The organism is Methanophagales archaeon (genome assembly GCA_021159465.1).
In the GTDB taxonomy this organism is placed as follows: Archaea; Halobacteriota; Syntropharchaeia; order Alkanophagales; family Methanospirareceae; genus G60ANME1.
Genome location: JAGGRR010000017.1, coordinates 16,557 through 34,773, shown reverse-complemented (window position 1 = coordinate 34,773; position 18,217 = coordinate 16,557). Strand labels below are relative to the sequence as shown.

The following is an 18,217-nucleotide window of genomic DNA, read 5'->3' as shown; positions in this document are numbered from 1 at the left end:
GATGGTGGAGTTGCGTGAGGATACAGTAAATCGGATTGTAATAGGGATAGGAGGGCAGGGGAGTTTCATTGTGAATAACATATTGCGAATGCTGAAGCGTAGTACGGGTAAAGTGCCGAAGAACGAGGAGTTTCTGATTATTGATACCGACCAGGCATCAGCGAACGCATGTACTGAGATAGAGGAGCGGAGGAAGATAATTCTCAGTAGACCGGACACGATATTGATGAAGAATGTAAACCAGTGGTTACCAGACCCGTATCTATCGGCAGCCGGTGCGGGCTGCGGGCAACATCGTATATATGGCAGGGCGATGTATAATGTGCACCGTGAGAGGATATTCAGTGCGATAGGTGCGGCAGCATCGGAACTAAGGAACAGAACGGGTGGTAAGGACTTCTTCATCATTATGGTCTGTGCTTTTGGGGGTGGCACTGGCTCGAGCATGGTCCTGGATGTTGCAATAGATGTACGGGATTGGATATCGAAGCAGTTCGGTTCGGAGCCCGTGATCTTCGGGATAGGGATACTGCCCTCGAGTAAGGAATCAGCGTTACCAACTGCAAATGCGCTTGGAACACTGAAAGAGCTCCATTTCCTCATGTCGCACAGCGAGGAGATAATAATTGAGGATAAGAATTACTCAAATCCATTTAAACTCTTCTTCCTCCTGGGTAGAGACCTTCAGGGTCAGAACAGGGATGAGGAACTGGAGAGGGCGATACCCAGGTTCCTGCTCGATCTCGGATTCTTACCAGGGGGTAAGGTGGAGATGCGGGGGAAGTGGCTGGACCTCAACGACCTGCAGAACAGAGCGAGGGGGTATGAGAACCGATTTGATACCATGGGCTATTACGAGTGTGTATTCCCAACAGAGAAACTGTTCCTGTATTATGAGGTGGAGGACGAGATACCGGTGGTGAGAGAGAAGCTGGTGGAGATAGAAGCGCGAATCTCGGAGATACAGGGCAAGATAGAATCGCAGCGGGGTGAACTGGAGCGATACGAAGCACGTATAAGGGAAGCTCAGCGTGTAATTGAGGATTACGAATCAAAAGAAGGGGTAGGACTGTTCACGCATGTGAATCTCGCGGCGGTGGAGGAAGGTAAGACGAAACTGGAGCGAGCACGTAAGAAATTGAGTGAGTTGAAGGAAGCGGTCTTTGACCTCGAGGTCCGGGTGAGCGATGCGGAGGAGGAGAAGAGGCAGATGGAACGGAGATTAGAACGGCTGGATGCATTGAAGAACAGGCTATTGCGGGAGATAACGACGCCGCAGAATACAAGGAGTTATCATCAGATAGAGCTCTCGGAGGAAGAGGTGAAGAGCCTGAAGAAGCGCAGAGAAGACATGAAGAAGATGTCATTCAAGGAGATTATGGAACACCTGGGTCGTGAGGACGAGTATTTCCGCTGGACTCATGCGCCGATAAACGAGGGTGATATCATATTCAATCCGATGTTGAACTACCGGCATTCGATTGAAAGCACGCTGGCATCGCGGTATATCGAGCTACTGCATGATTATGGATTCCTGGAGGTGGATGCACGGGGGAACATAATGAAAGAAGAGGAGAAGCTCGGGCATTTCATCGCGGTACTGAGTACGCGTGCGGACAATTTTGATGATGCGCGGCTGGGAGGCGGTGCATTCAAGAGTATGGTGACCGAGCGATTTGCGAAGGATGCAGATGTACTGAAGCTGGATACGCCCGCGCGAGCACATAGTTTCGCTATATACACTCTGATGATTGGGTTACAGCCATGGGCGCCGGGACCGGGTTTGCCACCGCGGATGCGAGAGCTGGAATGGCTGGAGCAGGCGTATAAGGAGAGTGACTTCGCGAGATTACAGAGGCATCACTCTTTATTCTATGGCACAAGCAAGCCGTTCGCCATTATTACCAATATAGGATATACTCCGGGCGCGGAAGAGAAGAACAGGGATGCAGTGACGAATTTCTGGAGGAATTATGAGTTAATCGAGCCGGAAGCGATCTGGAATAATACGCCTGTGGTGCTTGCACAGTGTTTGAAGATGTTTGATGATTTACTTACCGGGCTGGACGTTGCAGAGGGGATAAAGAATCTGGGAATCCCGGACAACTACTCAATAGCGAGCCTGACGATGCTGGTGCATGGACTGGAGAAAGCGGGCAAGAGCATGGAGAAGCTGAAACGGTGGACAAGAGAAGCGAGCAGGGGATTCGGGCAGTTAAAAACCCAGGTTGATGACCTTACTGCGCGATTGAAAGGTATCAAACCGCCCGCAGGCGACAAGGCAGTGAAGATGCTGCGAATGGTAGATGATGCGATACGGGATATTGAGATATTGCTTGACAGGATAGAGGAGATATCAAACAGTTTCAGTAGCGATATAAAGGTAGTGGTGGAGAAGGCGACGGAATTCCTCGGCGCGATACCCTCTAAAGAGACTACCTCCGCGGTGATAAGGCATATAACAAAAGCGGAAAGTGAGCTCTCAAGAATAAGGGAAGATAGTATGAAAGCAGCGAGAGGGATAAGAGCTATCGGGGAACCGCTGGCGGAGATGTCATCCTCATTGCGTGAGTTGAAGGGCATGATAGAAGCTGGCGAATCTGAGTTAGAATTAGAACAGGGTCAGGGTCAAGGTCAAGGCAAAGGTAAGGGGCAGGAGCAAGAGCAGGAACAGATGGAACTGCCTGAATTGTCGCTTGATATAAAGGAAGAAGGAAAGAGAGGGGGGATAAAATAGATGATGAAGGAGATAAGGATGAAGCAGAAGATGGGGAGAAGACATAAACTCAAACTCCGTATCTGTATCTCTGCCGGTGCATTCCTGATACTGTTGACACTTTTAGTTCTATATTTAGTACCGGGTGCTGCGGCTCTGGAGGTCCTGAAGTTGAATGTGGACCGTTCATACGTACGCAATCTGGACACGGGCGTAGAGCATAATTATACAGAGGTTTTAGGTAGCAACCAGCTGGAAGGTGAGAGGCTTGAATTCCATATATATGTGAGTAAGACCGGGAGTCCGATTCTTGAGAATTACGTATTGGAACTCTACACAGATATGTCTGACCCCGAATGGAAGTTCGGTGATAACATATCACATTCCGGGAACTGGATTGTATGGGAAGGCAAGGAGGCGCATGAAGGGATATTTCCATCACCGATTATCCTCTCAGCAGAAGTTCCCAAGCCGTTGAAGAAAGTAAAAGAGCCGGGATTCGAAGCTTATGACCTCGATGGACTAAGTAAGAAGGGGGTAGAAGTCAGATTAAGCGTAGGAAGGATGGAGGGTGGTAACATAACATATATCCAGAAATTGTCGCCTGTGATGCGGTTCTATGCAACGAATAAGAAGATACTGGCTGCGAATCGCTCAATAGAGGCTAATTTGACAGTTGCAGAGTCTGATATAGGAAAAACAGGTCTGGAAGAGGATATTAGGCGGTTATACGAAGAGGGGCACCCGGGCTGGGCAATGCTACTGTCGCGGCATTACAGGGAATTGTCAGCCGAGATGGCGCCGCCGCCATTAGCTCTCTATCTCATTCTGGCAGTGGTACTGGGATTGATACTCGGTGCTGCATCTGTGTATGTATATGCCACGCGCGGTGGCGGCAGGGGGGTGGATATAGAAGCGGCGACATCGGCTCTGGAAGATGTTTCAGGACAGATAGATGCGAAATCGAGTTCGATAAGTAGAATTGCAGGGCGATTTGCGCGCAGTGAAGATGAAGATAAGCGAGGAGCGGCGCGTGAGTTATTGAAGATAAGAGCAGCACTGACAGAGATATCAAATGATATAAGAGCGATTGCGGACAGGCTCCGGGTACGTTAATGTTAGCCAGTTCCTGTTTATAGAGCCCGGGCGGAATTTGAGGCGTAGTGATTTCTTTCTACTCGCGTCTATGCCGCTCTCCGTATCTATAATCTCGCGTATTGTGGATGCGGTCTCCGATATAGCACTGGTAGTAGTGTCCACTTCGTATACAACCTTGCATAAATCCACTGCTTCTATAAGAATAACATCCAGCATCTCCGCTTCCACATTCTCCTCTATCTTCCGCATCGTGAAGCCTTTTTGCATCAATCGCGAGGCGAGTATCACAGGATTGGTACGGAGCACGATGGCTACATCAGGTTGAAGTAGATGCGCAAGATGACTCTCAATCACCACCTGCTTCTCGCTATTCTCTACCTCACTCTTTATGTAATCCTCTAATCTGGTGAGGTCGGCTATAAGGCATCCCCTATCATCGTCTATACCGGTGTAGAACCCTTTGCTCTTGATGACCGCATTCAAATTGATGATGTTATATTCGCTTATAGGCTCAAGTGCGCGGCATACCGAGGTCTTGCCTGTTCCCGGCGTACCGGTGATGGCGATGAGACTTACGGGCATATATGGATATAGTAAAATTATCCATAGTAGTTTTTAGAAGCCCCGCGTATTATCAAAAGTTTTATATATCCTATTGTTCTATTCCATATCTAACATATATCATGTAGCATGTCATACTAATAACGAACGCTCATCTATATCAGAAGATGGGAGCGCTATGGTGCGGGCGCTAAAAGAAATGCGTACCAGAAGAGAAAGAAAAAAACCGAAAAACATAAAGTTATATATACCAAGTGAAGAATAGGATAGAAGAGGGGAGAAGAATAAAAGAAGAAGGGGAAAAGAGAAATGCAGCGAGAAGCGATAAGAGTACAGCAAAGTAAAGCGAAGAGAAGGTCAGAGCAGCGGAGCAGAGTGCAGAGTGTTTACCCAAAGTTTTATATATCCCCTTTTCGATAAAAAAACTTAGGAGGTGAAGACGCAAAAATGGATACTAAGAATAGAGTAAAAGCGATAACAGGGCTTGCAATAGTGGCGATTACACTGACGTTAGTATTTGCAGCAATAATCCCTGTGGCGGTGGGAAGACAAGCAGCTAACGAGATAGACGCCAATGATACTGTATACATTGGTGAACAGGGTCTGAAGTTCGATACAAATGGTAATAGTAGATATGGTGATGCCGGAGACCCTGATTTCAAGCTTGAAGGTGTCAAAGATACAGCTACCGAAGGTGTGTCTCCAATAACAGTAAATGCTAAAGGATGGACTGTTCCGTCAGTTACAGAAGGTAAATATAAGTGCGTTGGTGGCGGTGCCAAATATGATGGTAAACTCATATACATTGCCGAACCAGAGATAACGGGTGATGTAATATTAAATAATATAAAGCAGGATTCAGTGGTGGGAAAAAGTGTTCCAGTCAGTTCTGAGATAGTATTCAAAATAGAGCCGAACTTTGGCGGGAAGATTCCGAGTGCGAAAGTTGATATCAAACTTTATGACCCGGACGATACAGAAGTTCAATCCATAGATGGTGTAAGTCTCAGTGATATTCCTGCAATTTCCACAACATTCTTTGTTACTGACTTAACTCCTATCTGGACTACCAAAGCTCCACCATATTCTGATGCAATAGACTTAGAGGATATGGACACCGGCGAGTACAGGGTTGTAATAGAGACAGATAAAGAAAGTTGTAATCTACTGGATGTCTCATCACCGGAGTATGAATTCAGGCTATGCAGTGAGGAACTTTCGATAGAGGCAGTGGAAGAAGAAGTAGTTAAAGGTGAGGACATCGTTCTAAAGATTAGAGGCAACCCAAGGGCTTACTATTATCTTACAGTTACGGGCGTGGATACAGACGAACCGCCGGAGATAAAAATGGCGGGCGATGTTAAGAAACTGTCAGGAGAGGAAGTGATTTCAAAAGACGCGCCGAATCTGGCAGCATGGATAAAGACAGGTAGTGATGGTATCGCAGATGTCAAGATCAGTACAACAAATGCAGATGAGAGGACATATACAATACACGTGTATGATACGCCTATGACGGAAGACAAGGAACTTACCGAAGAAATAGAATTTGTAAAAGACAGTGAGATAGTGGATAGTAAGGACGATGATGACGTGGACGTAGAGGTAACAGAGATAGAGGTAACTTTTGATATACCATCAACTGCGGTGATTGGCGAAGAAGTAAAAATAAAAGGAGCTATAAGCGCGGGTGATAAAGTTTACATAGTTATAGAAGATGCGGATAAAGTATTTAAGGAGGCAGTAGACGAGAACAACGAATTCGAGGTGAAATGGAAGACAGAAGGGTTGACCACAGGCTCATACACAATTGATGTTTTCATTGATCCAAAATTTGTGACGAAGGATAACTGGGATAAAGTAAAGACCTACGAGAGTGAAGATGAAGACGGTAAGACGAGTATAAGGTTAGTCAGTGGTGCACTCAATGCGACACAGCCGAGGAAAGTAATTGCTGAAGGTGACGACTATACGATAGAGGGTACAGCGACCGGTGTGGACAATGTGGATATAATCCTTATAGGACCCAAAGGATATGCCAGGGGTGCGGATAAACCAAGTATAGAAAACGGGCTTAAGATAATAGCATCGTCAGTGGACAAGAACGATGAATTCGACGAGGATATAACAATGACCGAAGGTCTGGATACCGGTATGTGGTTAGCACTGGTTCTTTCGCCCGGGCGTGATGGTGAGTACGCCGGTTTTACGGAAAGTGTTGGAGCAGGGGAAATCGAAGCCGAAATGTTTGGCGATATTAGGGGTAAAGATCAAGCACAGATATTATCAATAATCCAGGACTGTACTATTGACAGGGCAGGAAGTGACGATCTACTCGTACTATTGACCTTTGAACTAGAGCCTGCATATGTTCGGTTTAATCAGGTAGAGACAGTGACAGTTGGTGAACCATTGTACGTAAGTGGAACAACGAACCGCGAATCTGATACGCTAATAACGATTTCCACTTTCGCGGGACCTATGGACTTACCTGTAGGAATAGCGGAAGTAGAATGGCCTACTCCAGAAGAAGGAGTGTTCGAAGCTACGATTGACACTACGGGTGTGAAACCTGGAACATATACGCTTGAAGCAGATGATGGTGATGGCAATACAGATACAGTAACAGTGGAGATATTAGCACCAGGTGCAACACCTGCGCCCACACCGCTACCAACTGGAGTAACACCTACGCCAGCGCCAACTGCAGCACCAGAAACGCCTACACCAGCACCGGCTACAGCAACACCAGCACCAGAAACACCTACGCCCACACCAAAGCCAACACCAGGTTTCGGTGCTTCGGTATTCACCATTGCAGGCTTGCTCGCAATTGCATACCTCGTGCTGAGGAGAAGGAAATAAGATAAGACCAGAGAGGAGAATAAATAAAAGTTTGCGGGGTTGCTTTTTTTTTCCCCTTTTATTTTTATTTAGTGTTTTATTAAACGTGCTATTAAGAATTTGAGATCAAAGAAGGGACAGTTATCATTTTGAACTTTGAATCTACCAAGCTTGAGTCCTAAACGCGCGGGAAAACAACGTTTTGGTGCCCTTCTCAGACATGCAACATCCTGCCTATCCAGAAGCAAAAAGGCTGGAATCCACTCCTGTCCCTGATACTGCTACAAACCCAAACCAAAAACATGATGAAAAGGGCGGCAGACGTAAGGATAAGGGGAAATGTACAGATGGCAGGAATTCCGGACGTTCATCAAGAATACTGCCGATTCGTTCAACGTGAAAGGATTTACCGAGAATCGGGAAGACGGAAGCGTCAGGGTGGTTTATTGAAGGTGAAGAGGATGTGATAGTTTTGAGAGGCGGGGGGGGGTGGATGCTCCAGGGTAAGAGAGTGAGATAGCTGCTTTGATGCGGAGCTTCGATAAGAAGTTAAGTTTGGTAAAATCGAGCATGAGAATAAGATAGAAGCGATAAAAGCGAAAATCGGGATGACGTGAAAACAATAAACTCAGATGAGATGAGATGAGCCGTAATTTTATATACTATTCTTTCTCTTTCTCTTATAGATACCAGCGAAAGAATAAAATGCCGAGGCAGCGGGCAACGGGTGAGGAGAGAAGTGCAATGAAAAGGGCAATATTGATTGTAAAAGGCGAAGTGCAGCGTGTAGGGTATAGAGATGTTGTGGCGAAGATAGCACGGAAGTTGAGCATAAGTGGTTTTGTTGAGAATTTAAAGCCCTATGACGTTAAAATCGTTGCAGAAGGTAGCGATGCGAACATAACTCAGTTTATTGAGCAACTAAAAATAAAGAGATTCCCGATAGATGTAGAAAGCGTTGAGGTTAGTTTTGAACCGTATAAGCACGAATTTGAATATTTTGAGATAAAACGTGGCGACTGGCGTGAAGAACTATTTGAACGCCTGGATACCGCTGGAGCTTTGTTATATAAGTCAGTGGAACTTGGTGAGAAATCAGTGGAACTTGGTGAGAAGTCAGTAGCGCTTGGTGAGAGATCGGTAGCGCTAAGCGAGAGGTCAGTGGAGTTAGGCGAGAAATCGGTAGCGTTAGGTGAAAGGTCAGTGGAGTTGGGTGAGAAGTCGGTAGCATTGGGCGAGAAGTCTGTAGAGTTGGGTGAGAGATCGGTAGCATTAAGCGAGAGGTCAGTGGAGTTAGGTGAGAAATCGGTAGCGTTAGGTGAAAGGTCAGTGGAGTTGGGTGAGAAGTCAGTAGCGTTAGGCGAGAAATTGGTAGCGCTAAGTGAAAGGTCAGTGGAGTTAGGCGAGAAGTCAGTGGCGCTTGGCGAAGAGTCGGTGAGTATAGGGAAAAGGATGCTGGAGAAACAGGATGCTACAATTGAGGCGATAGAGCAGAGCAAAAATGAAATTGTTACGGAGATAAGATCGTTACGAGAGGACTTGAGGTCCTATATGGAAGATAAGTTTGCGAAGATAGAGCATGAGATAGAAGCAATAAAGGCTAAAATCGGAATGGTTTAGGGGTTCAAGATTTGGGTTTGATTTGTTTTTTATTTTTGAAAGAAATGTTTTTTTATTATCTTACCTTCAATGCATAGCGCCCTTCCCTTTTTATACCCAGTTTCTTCGCTATCTCTGAACTTTCTGCATCCACAATTACCACATATCCGCTCCAGTCTTTACTGATGGAATTGGAGCCGCATTTACAGACCGATTTGCCTTCCTCTATTATCCTGTGACAATCCCTGCATGCTCGTTCCATTTATTTTCACTCTAACCTCTTCGCTTCCTTCTCGCGCTCCTCCTCTATCCATTCTATCTTACCCAGACCCGGTTGTCTCATCGTCAGTCCTATCTTACTATCACCAGGGTCCTGTTCATTGAGAGAGACCGCGACTATTCGTGCACGCACTTTATCGCCCTCACTCAGCGTCCTGTTTGTCTCCTTGGTGATGAGTTTTGCTCCCTTCTCGTCATAGGATATGAATTCATCGGTTATCTGACTGATATGCAGTAACCCATCCAGGGGACCGATCTCAACGAAAGCGCCAAAATCCACTATCTCCACTACCTCCCCTTCCACTATCTCCTGCAGCTCTGGTCTGAAGACGATGGCATCAAAGACCGTCTCATAATACACTCCTCCATCTCCTATCATTATCCGCCCTTCTTTCATCTCCACAACGTCCAGTATGGCAATGAACATTCCGATCTTCTTATCCATCCGCCCCTCCAGCTTATCCCTCAGTAACTCCTTCACTGTGCTCACTAAATCCTCTCCCAACCGCTCTGGTGGTACCCTAACAACGTCAATAGCCATTATTCTTATATACATATCTCACATCTCAACTACCTAACTTATAATTTGCCCTGCTCCGCTAATCGCTTCTCCGTCTTCGCTATATTCAATCGTGTGGATATCACCACATCAGGATTCAGGGACATTGAGTCTATCCCGCATTCAACGAGGAATTCAGCGAATTCCGGGAAGTCACTCGGTGCCTGTCCACAGATTCCTATCTTCCTCCTCGGCTCATGCCTGTGTGCTACATCTATGACATACTTCACCAGCCTCTTCACTGCTTCATTTCGCTCATCGAATATATGTGCTACGAGGTCAGAATCACGATCCAAACCCAGAGTCAGCTGCGTAAGGTCATTTGAGCCTATGCTGAAGCCATCAAATACATCTGCAAATTCGTCTGCGAGTATCACATTTGAGGGTATCTCGCACATCACGTATACTTCCAGTCCGTTTTCACCCTGCTTCAATCCAAACTCCTCCATCACTTCTATCACCTTCCTGCCCTCTTCCGGCGTTCGGCAGAAGGGCACCATCACTTTCACATTCGTCAGTCCCATTTCATCCCGCACCTTCTTTATCGCTTTACATTCCAGACCAAATGCGGGTTTGAATCGCTCATCATAATACCTTGAGGCACCTCGCCAGCCCAGCATCGGGTTGCTCTCTTCAGGTTCGTATAAATAACCCCCGATTAGATTCGCATATTCGTTCGTCTTAAAATCCGATAATCGCACAATCACATCGTTCGGATAAAATCCCGCTGCTATCTTCCCTATCCCCATCGCCAGATTGTCAATGAAGAACTGCGCCTTGTCATCGTATGAGGCACTTCGTGCATCTATCGCTCTTATCACCCGCGCTATCTTCCTATCCCCCTTCGCCTTCTCCTTCAATTCTTCATAATCTATCAATGCCAGCGGGTGAATCCCAATGTAAGAATTGATAATGAACTCCTCACGTGCTAACCCAACGCCATCATTTGGAATTTGTCCCTGAACAAATGCATTGCTTGGAACACCAATATTCATCATTATCTTGGTTCGTGTTCGTGGTAGCTGGTCCAGCGGTACCCTGTCCCGCCGATACTTCAGCCTTCCCTCGTACACACGCCCCACACCATCTGAGCAATCCACTGTGACTTCCTTCACATTCCTCAAAACCTTCGTACCCTGAACTGTGCCTATCACACACGGTATTCCCAGCTCTCTTGATATAATAGCTGCATGACATGTCCTACCACCTCTATCTGTAACGATCGCACCTGCAATCTTCATTATCGGCTCCCAGTCAGGATCGGTCATCTCGGTGACGAGAATCTGCCCCGGCTCAAATTTGTGGATATCTCGCGCATTCTCTATCACATTCACCTCTCCCTGTCCGATCTTTGTCCCCACTGCTTCGCCCTCCACCAGCAACTTCTCCTTCAATGCGTTCCTGTCCTCTTCCAGTACATAAGTCTCAAGCTGCGCGACATTACGCTGCGAATGCACGGTCTCTGGTCTCGCCTGTACTACAAAGAGCTCTTTTGTCAGTCCGTCTTTTGCCCATTCGATATCCATAGGCATACCGTAATGCTCCTCTATTATACAAGCCCATCTCGCGAGTGTAAGTACTTCATCATCACTCAATACGAACTTCTTCTGCTCCTCTGGTCTCACCAGCTTCTGCTTCGTTCCTGCTCTATTCTTACGATAGATCAACTTCTTACGCTTCGTACCCAGTTTCTTCTCCACCAGCGGTCTGTAGCCTTTCTTCAATGTCGGCTTAAATACATAGAACTGGTCGGGATTCACTATGCCCTGCACCACATTCTCGCCCAGTCCATAAGCACCGGTGATGTAAACCGCATCTCTGAACCCCGATTCGGTATCTATTGTGAACATGACACCTGCACATGCCAGATCAGAGCGAACCATCTTCTGCACACCCACAGATAGATAAACACTAAAATGGTCAAATCCTTTATCTACACGATATGAAATCGCTCTGTCAGTGAATAGAGAGGCAAAGCACTCCATGACCTTCTCGATCAATTCATTCTCGCCCCTTACATTCAGATACGTCTCCTGCTGCCCCGCAAAGCTCGCAGTCGGCAGGTCCTCCGCAGTTGCACTGCTCCTCACTGCCACGTCCACGTTCTTACCATACCTGGACTCCATCTCTCTGTATGCCGCTCTTATCTCATCCTCCAGGTCTGGTGGGCATCTGGCATCTCTTATTATACTCCTTATCTTGCTACCACGCCTGGACAGGTCCTCCATATCATGCGTATCCAGACCCTCGAGTATATCCCTGATCTCACTTCCTATGCCTGCTTCCTTTATCAGGTATTTATATGCCTCAGCAGTAATGGCGAATCCTGAAGGCACATTCACACCTTCACTACTGAGATTCCTTATCATCTCACCGAGCGATGCGTTCTTACCACCAACCAGTGCGACATCATTACGTCCAACCTCTTCGAACCACTTTATGAATCTCATCAATTACTCCCCCTCATGAAAAGTTCATAAATAAACATCTATTTCTTTATATAAAAACCACTCTCTTCTCTCCGGATAATAAACCAGTCTTAATGAGCTCCTCCTGCTCATGAGTATTGATATCTCCATAATTCCTTCGCCTCCACCTCTACCTTCACATCTGTATCATCTGTGTGGAGAACTTTTATGATAGCATTATGATAGATAGCATTGGCAAGTGCCTCTGAGTTGTCTGGTGGTACTTTTACACCCTCATCATTATTTATTATGATTCGAGATGCCACCGCCATCAGAAGCAACAACAGGCGCCATTGCCGCCATCGCTTCCAGCGCAACGATTCCAAAATGTTCGTATAACGGAGGGCACAACGAGGACATCCGCAGCTTTCAATAAGCATCGGACTGCCCAATCATCGAGATGGCCAGTGAAAACAAGATCTTTCTTGATACCCAGGAAAGATACGTCTCTTTCCAGTAGCCTCCTCATCGGTCCCTCACCTACAATTACCAGCCTCGCATCAGGACAGGCGGCTAAAACACGTGACAGCACGCCTATCAGTACATTTACTCCCTTCTGATATACTAACCTGCCAGGGAATAGAATCATCTTTGCACTGCGAGAGCCGCAGAATCGCTCCTTCATAGCGCTTTTATCCATCAATTAAACCTTGCAATGTCCACACCATTCGGGACCACCGAGATGTTATCATTATCATCGAGCTCAAACAAACCCCTCAACTTCCTCTTCATGCTCTCACTGCATACAATGACATGGTTTGCCAACTCTGGTGTAACTCCCACTTCCCGCACCCGTGAGCTCTCAGTTCATCAGGACTTAACTTCAGGAGATTATAAACGAATAAATAATGAGATAGGGGTGACGAGTGAGAAAAGAGCAGCATTCAGGAGCGTGGTGAGGGCAACCGGAAATGGATATTGCGCAAGTGGCTGTTCAGGTATCAGTATCGAGAGGCAAATCAGGCATTTCGCATCCGCACCGCCGAACAGTCGCAGTCGGAAGAATAGATAGCTCAGAGTAAATGTGAAGAGAATGGATGAGGATAACGTATGAAGATAATGTGAGGAGAAAAGGCAAACCACGAACCAGGAGTCTGTAACTGGAGAGGAGCCCCTACTGCTATCATAAGTATCCAGACCCAATTTGATACCCTCCCCCGCTTTATGTCTGAATAGCATGCGTAGATCAGAATAGCAGAGCAGAAGCAGAAGGATAAGAGGTTGATATCTATCATACGATGGGTGTAAGTCTTATCTCAAGATTACTATCCCTGGTGATATCTAACTCGAGGGCGTGTATCTCGGTTCTTGGTACTTCCCCCCTGATGCACGGTACACCCAGAGATGAACATGGTTCTGCATGGTTCTGATATGTGTGGACGCGAAGTAGTCAAATCCTCCCCTCCCTCTATCTGCTCCAATAAAGCCGATTACCACACCTCTCCGGCTCCTTGTCTTCGCTATCTCATCTTTTATCCATGGATGCTGCCTGCACATCGTCTCGGAATCACCCCTCGTTGCGAGATAAGCGCTATTTCCCTTTAACATGCTCAAATGTAAGCGCAAAGACTGTTTTACCGGAGTCCGGTGCCCCCTTCACCAGTAGCATTTTCCCATATTCATCATCGAAGAAGGCGCTTATCTCTTCTGGAATCCTGAACTCTACCATTTCGCTTATACCCTTTTATCTTATGAATAAACTTTTATAAAACAAGATTTAAAATTGAAGAGGCAGAGCAGGAGATGAGAAAGGTGAGTAAGACAAATCCGCGGCTGGTATCCCTGATAGGGGAATTGAAGAGAATTGCCCGAGAGCACGATGCAGCTATATGGCATGATATAGCGAAGCGATTGGAGAAGCCGCGAAGGAATTATGCCGTGGTAAATCTGAGCAAGATAGATAGGTATTCCAGCGAGAACGATACGATAGTGGTGCCGGGTAAAGTGCTGAGCGCCGGTACGCTCCAGAAATCGGTCACGATTGCAGCACTGGGCTTCAGTAAGAAAGCGTATGATAAGATCAGTACCGTTGGGAAGGGGATAAGTATAGAGGAACTGATAAGGGATAACCCGAAAGGCTCGGGTGTGAAGATAATCGTATAATCGTATAATTCTATAATTGATTGTGTGACGTGATGAGCGAGATGGAGATAATAAATGGTGAGGGGCAAATCCTGGGGCGATTGGCAAGTGAAGTAGCGAAACAGCTGTTGCGGGATAAAGATAAGCAGATAGTAATTGTAAATGCCGAACGCGTGATAGTAAGTGGCTCGAAGGAGCGTCTGATAGAGGATTACAGAAGGAGAAGGGAGAGAGGTTCGCGAGAGAAAGGACCTTATTTCCCAAAGATGCCAGACAGAGTGGTAAGGCGCACGATAAGAGGGATGCTACCTTATAAGCGGCAAAGGGGCAGAGATGCCCTCTCCAGATTGCAGGTCTATCTTGGAATACCTCAGGAATATGAAGAAGAGGAGCAGAAGAGGATAGAAAATGCAAAAGTCGAGAGGCTATCAATGGCTAAATATCTAACCTTAGAGGAGGTGTGCAAGAAATTAGGATGGGTACCAAAGCAAAGGTAAAGCGAATAGTGAATCAGACGGGTAAGAGGAAGAGGGCTATTGCACGGGTGACGATAAAAGAGGGTAAGGGGGATATTAGAATAAACAAGAAACCACTGGCGATAATAGAGCCGGAGGTGGTACGAGCAAAAATTTCTGAGCCGCTTTTCATCGCTTCCCAGCTCCCTGAGGTCGCACCTGAGATAGAGAATATCAATGTGGAAGTGAATGTGAGGGGAGGGGGATTCATGGGTCAGGCAGAAGCGGCCAGAACCGCCATCGCTCGGGGGTTGGTGGATTGGACGTGTAGTGAGAAGCTGAAGGAGATGTATCTCGATTATGACCGAACTCTGCTGGTCAGTGATGTGCGACAGAAGGAGTCAAAGAAGGCAGGTGCGAAGGGTGCAAGAGCGCATAGGCAAAAATCATATCGCTGATATAGGTGAATATCAATAAAATAAGCTGAGGAGAAGATGATACCGGTAAGATGTTTCACCTGTGGTAAAGTGATATCCGAAGTATGGGATGAGTATAAAGAGCGAATAAAGCATGAGGACCCGCGTAAGGTGCTGGATGACCTTGGTATAAAGCGATATTGTTGCCGCCGAATGCTTCTGACGCACGAAGAACTGATAGATGAGATAGCACCTTATGGGTGAGGCTAAGATGGGGTTGTAGGGTAGCTTGGACTATCCTTCGGCGTTCGGGACGCCGAGACCTGAGTTCAAATCTCAGCAACCCCATACCATACCACACCATACAATTCAAGTATATAAGATAGAGAAGATAGCGAGGTAGATCACTTTGACAAAGGAGAAGGGGAAAGAGAAAGAGAAGTACACGAAATATGAGAAAGCACGCATTATAGGCGCAAGAGCATTACAGATAGCCGCAGGGGCACCAGTGCTCATTCAAACCGATAAAATAGACCCTATAGAGATAGCAATAGAAGAATTTGAAAAGGGTGTTATACCGATAACGGTGAGGAGGAAAGAGTAGCAGAGTAGCGTAGCGTTTTTCCTTACTTATTCGCTTTCCTCCGCAATATTATCTTTCCTATATTTATATTTGCATTCTTCAGTGTTATCGTTATGGGGGCACCGCCCAGCATGGCAGATGCAGATACAGGCGCAGGCACCGATTGAGCAATTGCCTCTGGTTGTGCTTCACTCCCCATCATGGCAGTGGGAGCAGCTACTTCTTCTGGTGCTGCAATTGCTGCCTCCTCTTCCTCCTCTACCCACCCATTTGTTATCTTCGCTCCGTCAACTTCTCTGATAACTCCTTTCACCACCGGGTGGTCAACTTGCTGTAAGAACTCTCGCAGACTCCCTAAATCTGCCGCTTCCTTCTCCGTCGCTATCTTGTCCTTCATCTCATCCGGTATAGCATCGCTTACCCTATCTTTTAAATCAGATGCCATCCATACCACACGTCGCCATCCCCCGTCATACTGTATGAACTTCGAGCTGTAGAAGTACTGGACTCCAATCCCAAGAAAACCCTTCACCTGTTTACCGCCCCCCACAGAGCCTGCGATGGTTGAGAAGGGGAGTCCAATAGGAGTCTCAGAGACCTTAGAGCCACGATGTATCCATCCTATTCCGTCAACTTCGGGTATATAGAAACCAGCAACCTCGAAACAGCCACAACTCGTATGTGGCTTCTCCAGGAACGAGTGTAACTTTATAGAGTCATATTCGCCACCAGAAAGCCTCACTGCTGCCTCGTTTACTCCTGTATACTCTCCTCCTATTGGGTCTATACACTCACCTTTTGGTATCGGTGCATTCGGTCCCTCAGGGTCCACCCTCGCTGCAGCCCTCGAGTCGAACCAGCTCATTGCGCCGCAAAGTGCTATTCTATCTGGTGAGACCACACAGACATTCGTTGGTGCAAATGACTGACATAATGTACATTGATAAAATTCATCCACATCCTCATCATGCAAGCCTCTTGCCTTCAAATCCCGCGCTTGGTATATCTTCCTTGCCTCCTCCAGTTGCTTCTCCACTTCCGCTTCATCGGTTATATACGTGGCTTCCATCTTCTCTATGAATGGCAACTCAGACTTGAATAGCATTATCGTTGCTTTTGCTATCTGCTTCAGCGATTTCAAGCCCTTCTTTACCGCATCCTTACTTATTCTAACCCATATCTCATCGCGCTGATTGAGATGCATATATCCCTGTATATAAGACTGATATTCATGATTCCTGCGCTCTATCACGGCTTCGAGGTCCTTCTCTATCTGCTCGCCATAGACCTTATATATCATACCATACGCATAAGTACCGCCCTCTTCCATCTCTGCTATATCAGGTCCTATCAGTGTCACCTCGTTGTCACGAACCTTCTCTGGATCGGGTTCAAATACAACAAGTTCAAATCCTGGCTTGCTTATTCCCCCTAACTCCACGTACATGCCTGCCTTTCTCACCCTCTCACCCTCATACATCGGGTTCAGGTCAAAAGGGAAACCCTCCTCTGCGTCCACTCCTCCCATTTTTCTCGCTATCCTCTATTTTTGGAGGACACATTAAAAAGGTTTTGCAAAAAGTTTGAATGACTGATTGCAAAAACAGCATTTGTCAATATTTTAGCACTACTATTTTAACAATTCCAGCAACAGTGCCTTCTGTGCGTGAAGCCGGTTCTCCGCCTGCTCCAATATCACCGCTTCTTCACTGTTCAGTACCCCCTCTGTCAGCTCTTCACCCACGTGCACCGGCATACAGTGCATTACAATTACATCCTCTTTTGCCATATCCACCACACTCTCGTTCACCTGATAATCCCTGAGTGCTTCCTCCCTGCGCGCTCTATCTCCTTCCTCTCCCATCGAGACCCACACATCGGTGTATATCACATCAGCATCAGTTACAGCCTCTTTCACATCTTTGCTTATGTGTATCATAGCGCCCATCGCCTCTGCCCTCCTTATCACCTGCTCCGCTGGCTCGTAGCCCCTTGGACATGCTATACTGATATCCATACCCATCAATGCACATCCCCCTATCAACGAGTTACACACGTTGTTGCCATCTCCTACCCATGCGACTTTGATACCTCTCAGCTTCTTCTTGTACTCCTTTATTGTCATCAGGTCTGCCAATGTCTGACATGGATGCTCCAGGTCGCTTAGCCCATTAATTACAGGAATGGAGGCATGTCTCGCAAATTCCTCTATTGTACTGTGTGCATATGCCCTTATCATAACGGCGTCAAGATAGGTGGATAAGACCTCCGCTGTCTCCTTTATCCTCTCTCCCCTGCCCAGCTGCAGCTCGCTCCAGTTCAAGCTTATCACATCACCACCGAGTTCAAGCATTGCTACCTCAAAAGAGACACGAGTACGGGTGGACGGCTTCTCGAAGATCAATGCCAGTATTTTCCCTTTTAAATCCCCCCTCCTCCTTGAACCACGTCTTCGCTCTCCTTTCAATACAGTCGCACTCCTCAATATCTCTTCAATATCCCTTCGTGCGAGGTCAAATATCGAAATAAGTCCTGTCATGTCAGTCATATTAAAGAT

At 46.7% G+C, this 18,217-nt stretch carries 23 protein-coding genes and 1 tRNA gene; 12 read left to right on the top strand and 12 right to left on the bottom strand.

Features of this window, described 5'->3' with window-relative positions:
• The first annotated feature begins 1 nt into the window (after position 1).
• On the top strand, positions 2–2,737 hold the full coding sequence (locus J7J01_00770) for a hypothetical protein (GenBank protein ID MCD6209423.1): 2,736 nt from the start codon (positions 2–4) through the stop codon (positions 2,735–2,737).
• Positions 2,738–3,832, top strand: a complete 1,095-nt coding sequence (locus J7J01_00765; protein MCD6209422.1) for a hypothetical protein — start codon at positions 2,738–2,740, stop codon at positions 3,830–3,832.
• Here J7J01_00765 and J7J01_00760 read toward each other — a convergent pair.
• Entirely contained in the window at positions 3,788–4,396 is a 609-nt protein-coding gene (locus J7J01_00760; GenBank protein MCD6209421.1) for an adenylate kinase family protein, read from the bottom strand. The genes J7J01_00765 and J7J01_00760 overlap by 45 nt on opposite strands.
• Before the next feature lie 426 nt (positions 4,397–4,822).
• On the opposite strand from J7J01_00760, the gene J7J01_00755 reads away from it, so the two are divergent.
• The 3 genes from J7J01_00755 (at position 4,823) to J7J01_00745 (ending at position 8,839) form a co-directional block, all read left to right on the top strand.
• The gene (locus J7J01_00755) at positions 4,823–7,240 is read left to right on the top strand and encodes a hypothetical protein (GenBank protein ID MCD6209420.1); all 2,418 of its coding nucleotides are present in this window, start codon (positions 4,823–4,825) and stop codon (positions 7,238–7,240) included.
• Positions 7,241–7,558: 318 nt separating this feature from the next.
• Positions 7,559–7,669 carry an acylphosphatase gene (locus J7J01_00750; GenBank protein ID MCD6209419.1) on the top strand — a complete coding sequence of 37 codons (111 nt, stop codon included), beginning with the start codon at positions 7,559–7,561 and terminating at the stop codon, positions 7,667–7,669.
• Positions 7,670–7,924: 255 nt separating this feature from the next.
• A complete protein-coding gene (locus tag J7J01_00745; protein MCD6209418.1) occupies positions 7,925–8,839 on the top strand; it encodes an acylphosphatase in 915 nt (304 codons plus the stop codon).
• A 55-nt stretch (positions 8,840–8,894) separates the two neighbouring features.
• On the opposite strand, the gene J7J01_00740 is transcribed toward J7J01_00745, so the two are convergent.
• From J7J01_00740 to J7J01_00715, 6 genes are all read right to left on the bottom strand, one after another.
• Entirely contained in the window at positions 8,895–9,080 is a 186-nt protein-coding gene (locus tag J7J01_00740) for a DNA-directed RNA polymerase, subunit E'' (protein ID MCD6209417.1), read from the bottom strand.
• Between the two features lie 6 nt (positions 9,081–9,086).
• Entirely contained in the window at positions 9,087–9,653 is a 567-nt protein-coding gene (locus tag J7J01_00735) for a DNA-directed RNA polymerase (protein ID MCD6209416.1), read from the bottom strand.
• 23 nt (positions 9,654–9,676) lie between these two features.
• Positions 9,677–12,106 carry a phosphoenolpyruvate synthase gene (gene ppsA, locus J7J01_00730; protein ID MCD6209415.1) on the bottom strand — a complete coding sequence of 810 codons (2,430 nt, stop codon included), beginning with the start codon at positions 12,104–12,106 and terminating at the stop codon, positions 9,677–9,679.
• Positions 12,107–12,213: 107 nt separating this feature from the next.
• On the bottom strand, positions 12,214–12,396 hold the full coding sequence (locus J7J01_00725) for a hypothetical protein (GenBank protein MCD6209414.1): 183 nt from the start codon (positions 12,394–12,396) through the stop codon (positions 12,214–12,216).
• A complete protein-coding gene (locus J7J01_00720; GenBank protein MCD6209413.1) occupies positions 12,396–12,749 on the bottom strand; it encodes a glycosyltransferase family 4 protein in 354 nt (117 codons plus the stop codon). Before J7J01_00720 ends, J7J01_00725 begins: the two co-directional genes overlap by 1 nt.
• A 14-nt stretch (positions 12,750–12,763) precedes the next feature.
• The gene (locus J7J01_00715; protein ID MCD6209412.1) at positions 12,764–12,916 is read right to left on the bottom strand and encodes a glycosyltransferase; all 153 of its coding nucleotides are present in this window, start codon (positions 12,914–12,916) and stop codon (positions 12,764–12,766) included.
• Between the two features lie 67 nt (positions 12,917–12,983).
• Here J7J01_00715 and J7J01_00710 point away from each other — a divergent pair, with 67 nt between their 5' ends.
• On the top strand, positions 12,984–13,136 hold the full coding sequence (locus tag J7J01_00710; protein MCD6209411.1) for a hypothetical protein: 153 nt from the start codon (positions 12,984–12,986) through the stop codon (positions 13,134–13,136).
• A gap of 1 nt (position 13,137) precedes the next feature.
• Here the strand turns inward: J7J01_00710 and J7J01_00705 are convergent, their stop codons facing one another.
• Genes J7J01_00705 through J7J01_00695 form a run of 3 tightly spaced genes read right to left on the bottom strand, consistent with a single transcriptional unit; the run spans position 13,138 to position 13,793 of the window.
• Positions 13,138–13,359, bottom strand: coding sequence for a prepilin peptidase (locus tag J7J01_00705; GenBank protein MCD6209410.1), 222 nt, complete (start codon positions 13,357–13,359; stop codon positions 13,138–13,140).
• A gap of 46 nt (positions 13,360–13,405) precedes the next feature.
• The gene (locus J7J01_00700; protein ID MCD6209409.1) at positions 13,406–13,672 is read right to left on the bottom strand and encodes a hypothetical protein; all 267 of its coding nucleotides are present in this window, start codon (positions 13,670–13,672) and stop codon (positions 13,406–13,408) included.
• Positions 13,656–13,793, bottom strand: coding sequence for a hypothetical protein (locus J7J01_00695; GenBank protein ID MCD6209408.1), 138 nt, complete (start codon positions 13,791–13,793; stop codon positions 13,656–13,658). The genes J7J01_00700 and J7J01_00695 overlap by 17 nt, the downstream gene beginning before the upstream one ends.
• Before the next feature lie 74 nt (positions 13,794–13,867).
• On the opposite strand from J7J01_00695, the gene J7J01_00690 reads away from it, so the two are divergent.
• From J7J01_00690 to J7J01_00665, 6 genes are all read left to right on the top strand, one after another.
• Complete coding sequence (locus J7J01_00690) at positions 13,868–14,227, top strand: 50S ribosomal protein L18e (GenBank protein ID MCD6209407.1); 360 nt, start codon at positions 13,868–13,870, stop codon at positions 14,225–14,227.
• Between the two features lie 41 nt (positions 14,228–14,268).
• On the top strand, positions 14,269–14,703 hold the full coding sequence (locus tag J7J01_00685; GenBank protein ID MCD6209406.1) for a 50S ribosomal protein L13: 435 nt from the start codon (positions 14,269–14,271) through the stop codon (positions 14,701–14,703).
• Entirely contained in the window at positions 14,667–15,119 is a 453-nt protein-coding gene (locus J7J01_00680; GenBank protein ID MCD6209405.1) for a 30S ribosomal protein S9, read from the top strand. The genes J7J01_00685 and J7J01_00680 overlap by 37 nt, the downstream gene beginning before the upstream one ends.
• Before the next feature lie 36 nt (positions 15,120–15,155).
• Entirely contained in the window at positions 15,156–15,341 is a 186-nt protein-coding gene (locus J7J01_00675; GenBank protein ID MCD6209404.1) for a DNA-directed RNA polymerase subunit N, read from the top strand.
• A 9-nt stretch (positions 15,342–15,350) separates the two neighbouring features.
• A tRNA-Pro gene (locus J7J01_00670) sits at positions 15,351–15,425 on the top strand.
• Positions 15,426–15,486: 61 nt separating this feature from the next.
• Positions 15,487–15,681: a DNA-directed RNA polymerase subunit K gene (locus J7J01_00665; GenBank protein ID MCD6209403.1), complete on the top strand. Its 195-nt coding sequence runs from the start codon at positions 15,487–15,489 to the stop codon at positions 15,679–15,681.
• A gap of 22 nt (positions 15,682–15,703) precedes the next feature.
• On the opposite strand, the gene cdhC is transcribed toward J7J01_00665, so the two are convergent.
• Positions 15,704–17,188 (bottom strand): CO dehydrogenase/CO-methylating acetyl-CoA synthase complex subunit beta, encoded by a 1,485-nt coding sequence (cdhC, locus tag J7J01_00660; protein MCD6209402.1) that lies wholly within the window; start codon positions 17,186–17,188, stop codon positions 15,704–15,706.
• A gap of 102 nt (positions 17,189–17,290) precedes the next feature.
• Positions 17,291–18,208 (bottom strand): ornithine carbamoyltransferase, encoded by a 918-nt coding sequence (argF, locus tag J7J01_00655; protein ID MCD6209401.1) that lies wholly within the window; start codon positions 18,206–18,208, stop codon positions 17,291–17,293.
• Between the last annotated feature and the right edge of the window lie 9 nt (positions 18,209–18,217).

Coding starts and splice junctions, on each gene's coding strand:
- J7J01_00720 (MCD6209413.1), bottom strand. CDS start 12,749: ATGAAGGAGCGATTCTGCGGCTCTCGCAGTGCAAAGATGATTCTATTC.
- J7J01_00725 (MCD6209414.1), bottom strand. CDS start 12,396: ATGGCGGTGGCATCTCGAATCATAATAAATAATGATGAGGGTGTAAAA.
- J7J01_00735 (MCD6209416.1), bottom strand. CDS start 9,653: ATGTATATAAGAATAATGGCTATTGACGTTGTTAGGGTACCACCAGAG.
- J7J01_00695 (MCD6209408.1), bottom strand. CDS start 13,793: ATGGTAGAGTTCAGGATTCCAGAAGAGATAAGCGCCTTCTTCGATGAT.
- J7J01_00700 (MCD6209409.1), bottom strand. CDS start 13,672: ATGTTAAAGGGAAATAGCGCTTATCTCGCAACGAGGGGTGATTCCGAG.
- J7J01_00685 (MCD6209406.1), top strand. CDS start 14,269: ATGGAGATAATAAATGGTGAGGGGCAAATCCTGGGGCGATTGGCAAGT.
- J7J01_00690 (MCD6209407.1), top strand. CDS start 13,868: ATGAGAAAGGTGAGTAAGACAAATCCGCGGCTGGTATCCCTGATAGGG.
- cdhC (MCD6209402.1), bottom strand. CDS start 17,188: ATGGGAGGAGTGGACGCAGAGGAGGGTTTCCCTTTTGACCTGAACCCG.
- J7J01_00705 (MCD6209410.1), bottom strand. CDS start 13,359: ATGATAGATATCAACCTCTTATCCTTCTGCTTCTGCTCTGCTATTCTG.
- J7J01_00750 (MCD6209419.1), top strand. CDS start 7,559: ATGTACAGATGGCAGGAATTCCGGACGTTCATCAAGAATACTGCCGAT.
- J7J01_00675 (MCD6209404.1), top strand. CDS start 15,156: ATGATACCGGTAAGATGTTTCACCTGTGGTAAAGTGATATCCGAAGTA.
- J7J01_00765 (MCD6209422.1), top strand. CDS start 2,738: ATGATGAAGGAGATAAGGATGAAGCAGAAGATGGGGAGAAGACATAAA.
- J7J01_00745 (MCD6209418.1), top strand. CDS start 7,925: ATGCCGAGGCAGCGGGCAACGGGTGAGGAGAGAAGTGCAATGAAAAGG.
- ppsA (MCD6209415.1), bottom strand. CDS start 12,106: ATGAGATTCATAAAGTGGTTCGAAGAGGTTGGACGTAATGATGTCGCA.
- J7J01_00770 (MCD6209423.1), top strand. CDS start 2: ATGGTGGAGTTGCGTGAGGATACAGTAAATCGGATTGTAATAGGGATA.
- argF (MCD6209401.1), bottom strand. CDS start 18,208: ATGACTGACATGACAGGACTTATTTCGATATTTGACCTCGCACGAAGG.
- J7J01_00755 (MCD6209420.1), top strand. CDS start 4,823: ATGGATACTAAGAATAGAGTAAAAGCGATAACAGGGCTTGCAATAGTG.
- J7J01_00740 (MCD6209417.1), bottom strand. CDS start 9,080: ATGGAACGAGCATGCAGGGATTGTCACAGGATAATAGAGGAAGGCAAA.
- J7J01_00760 (MCD6209421.1), bottom strand. CDS start 4,396: ATGCCCGTAAGTCTCATCGCCATCACCGGTACGCCGGGAACAGGCAAG.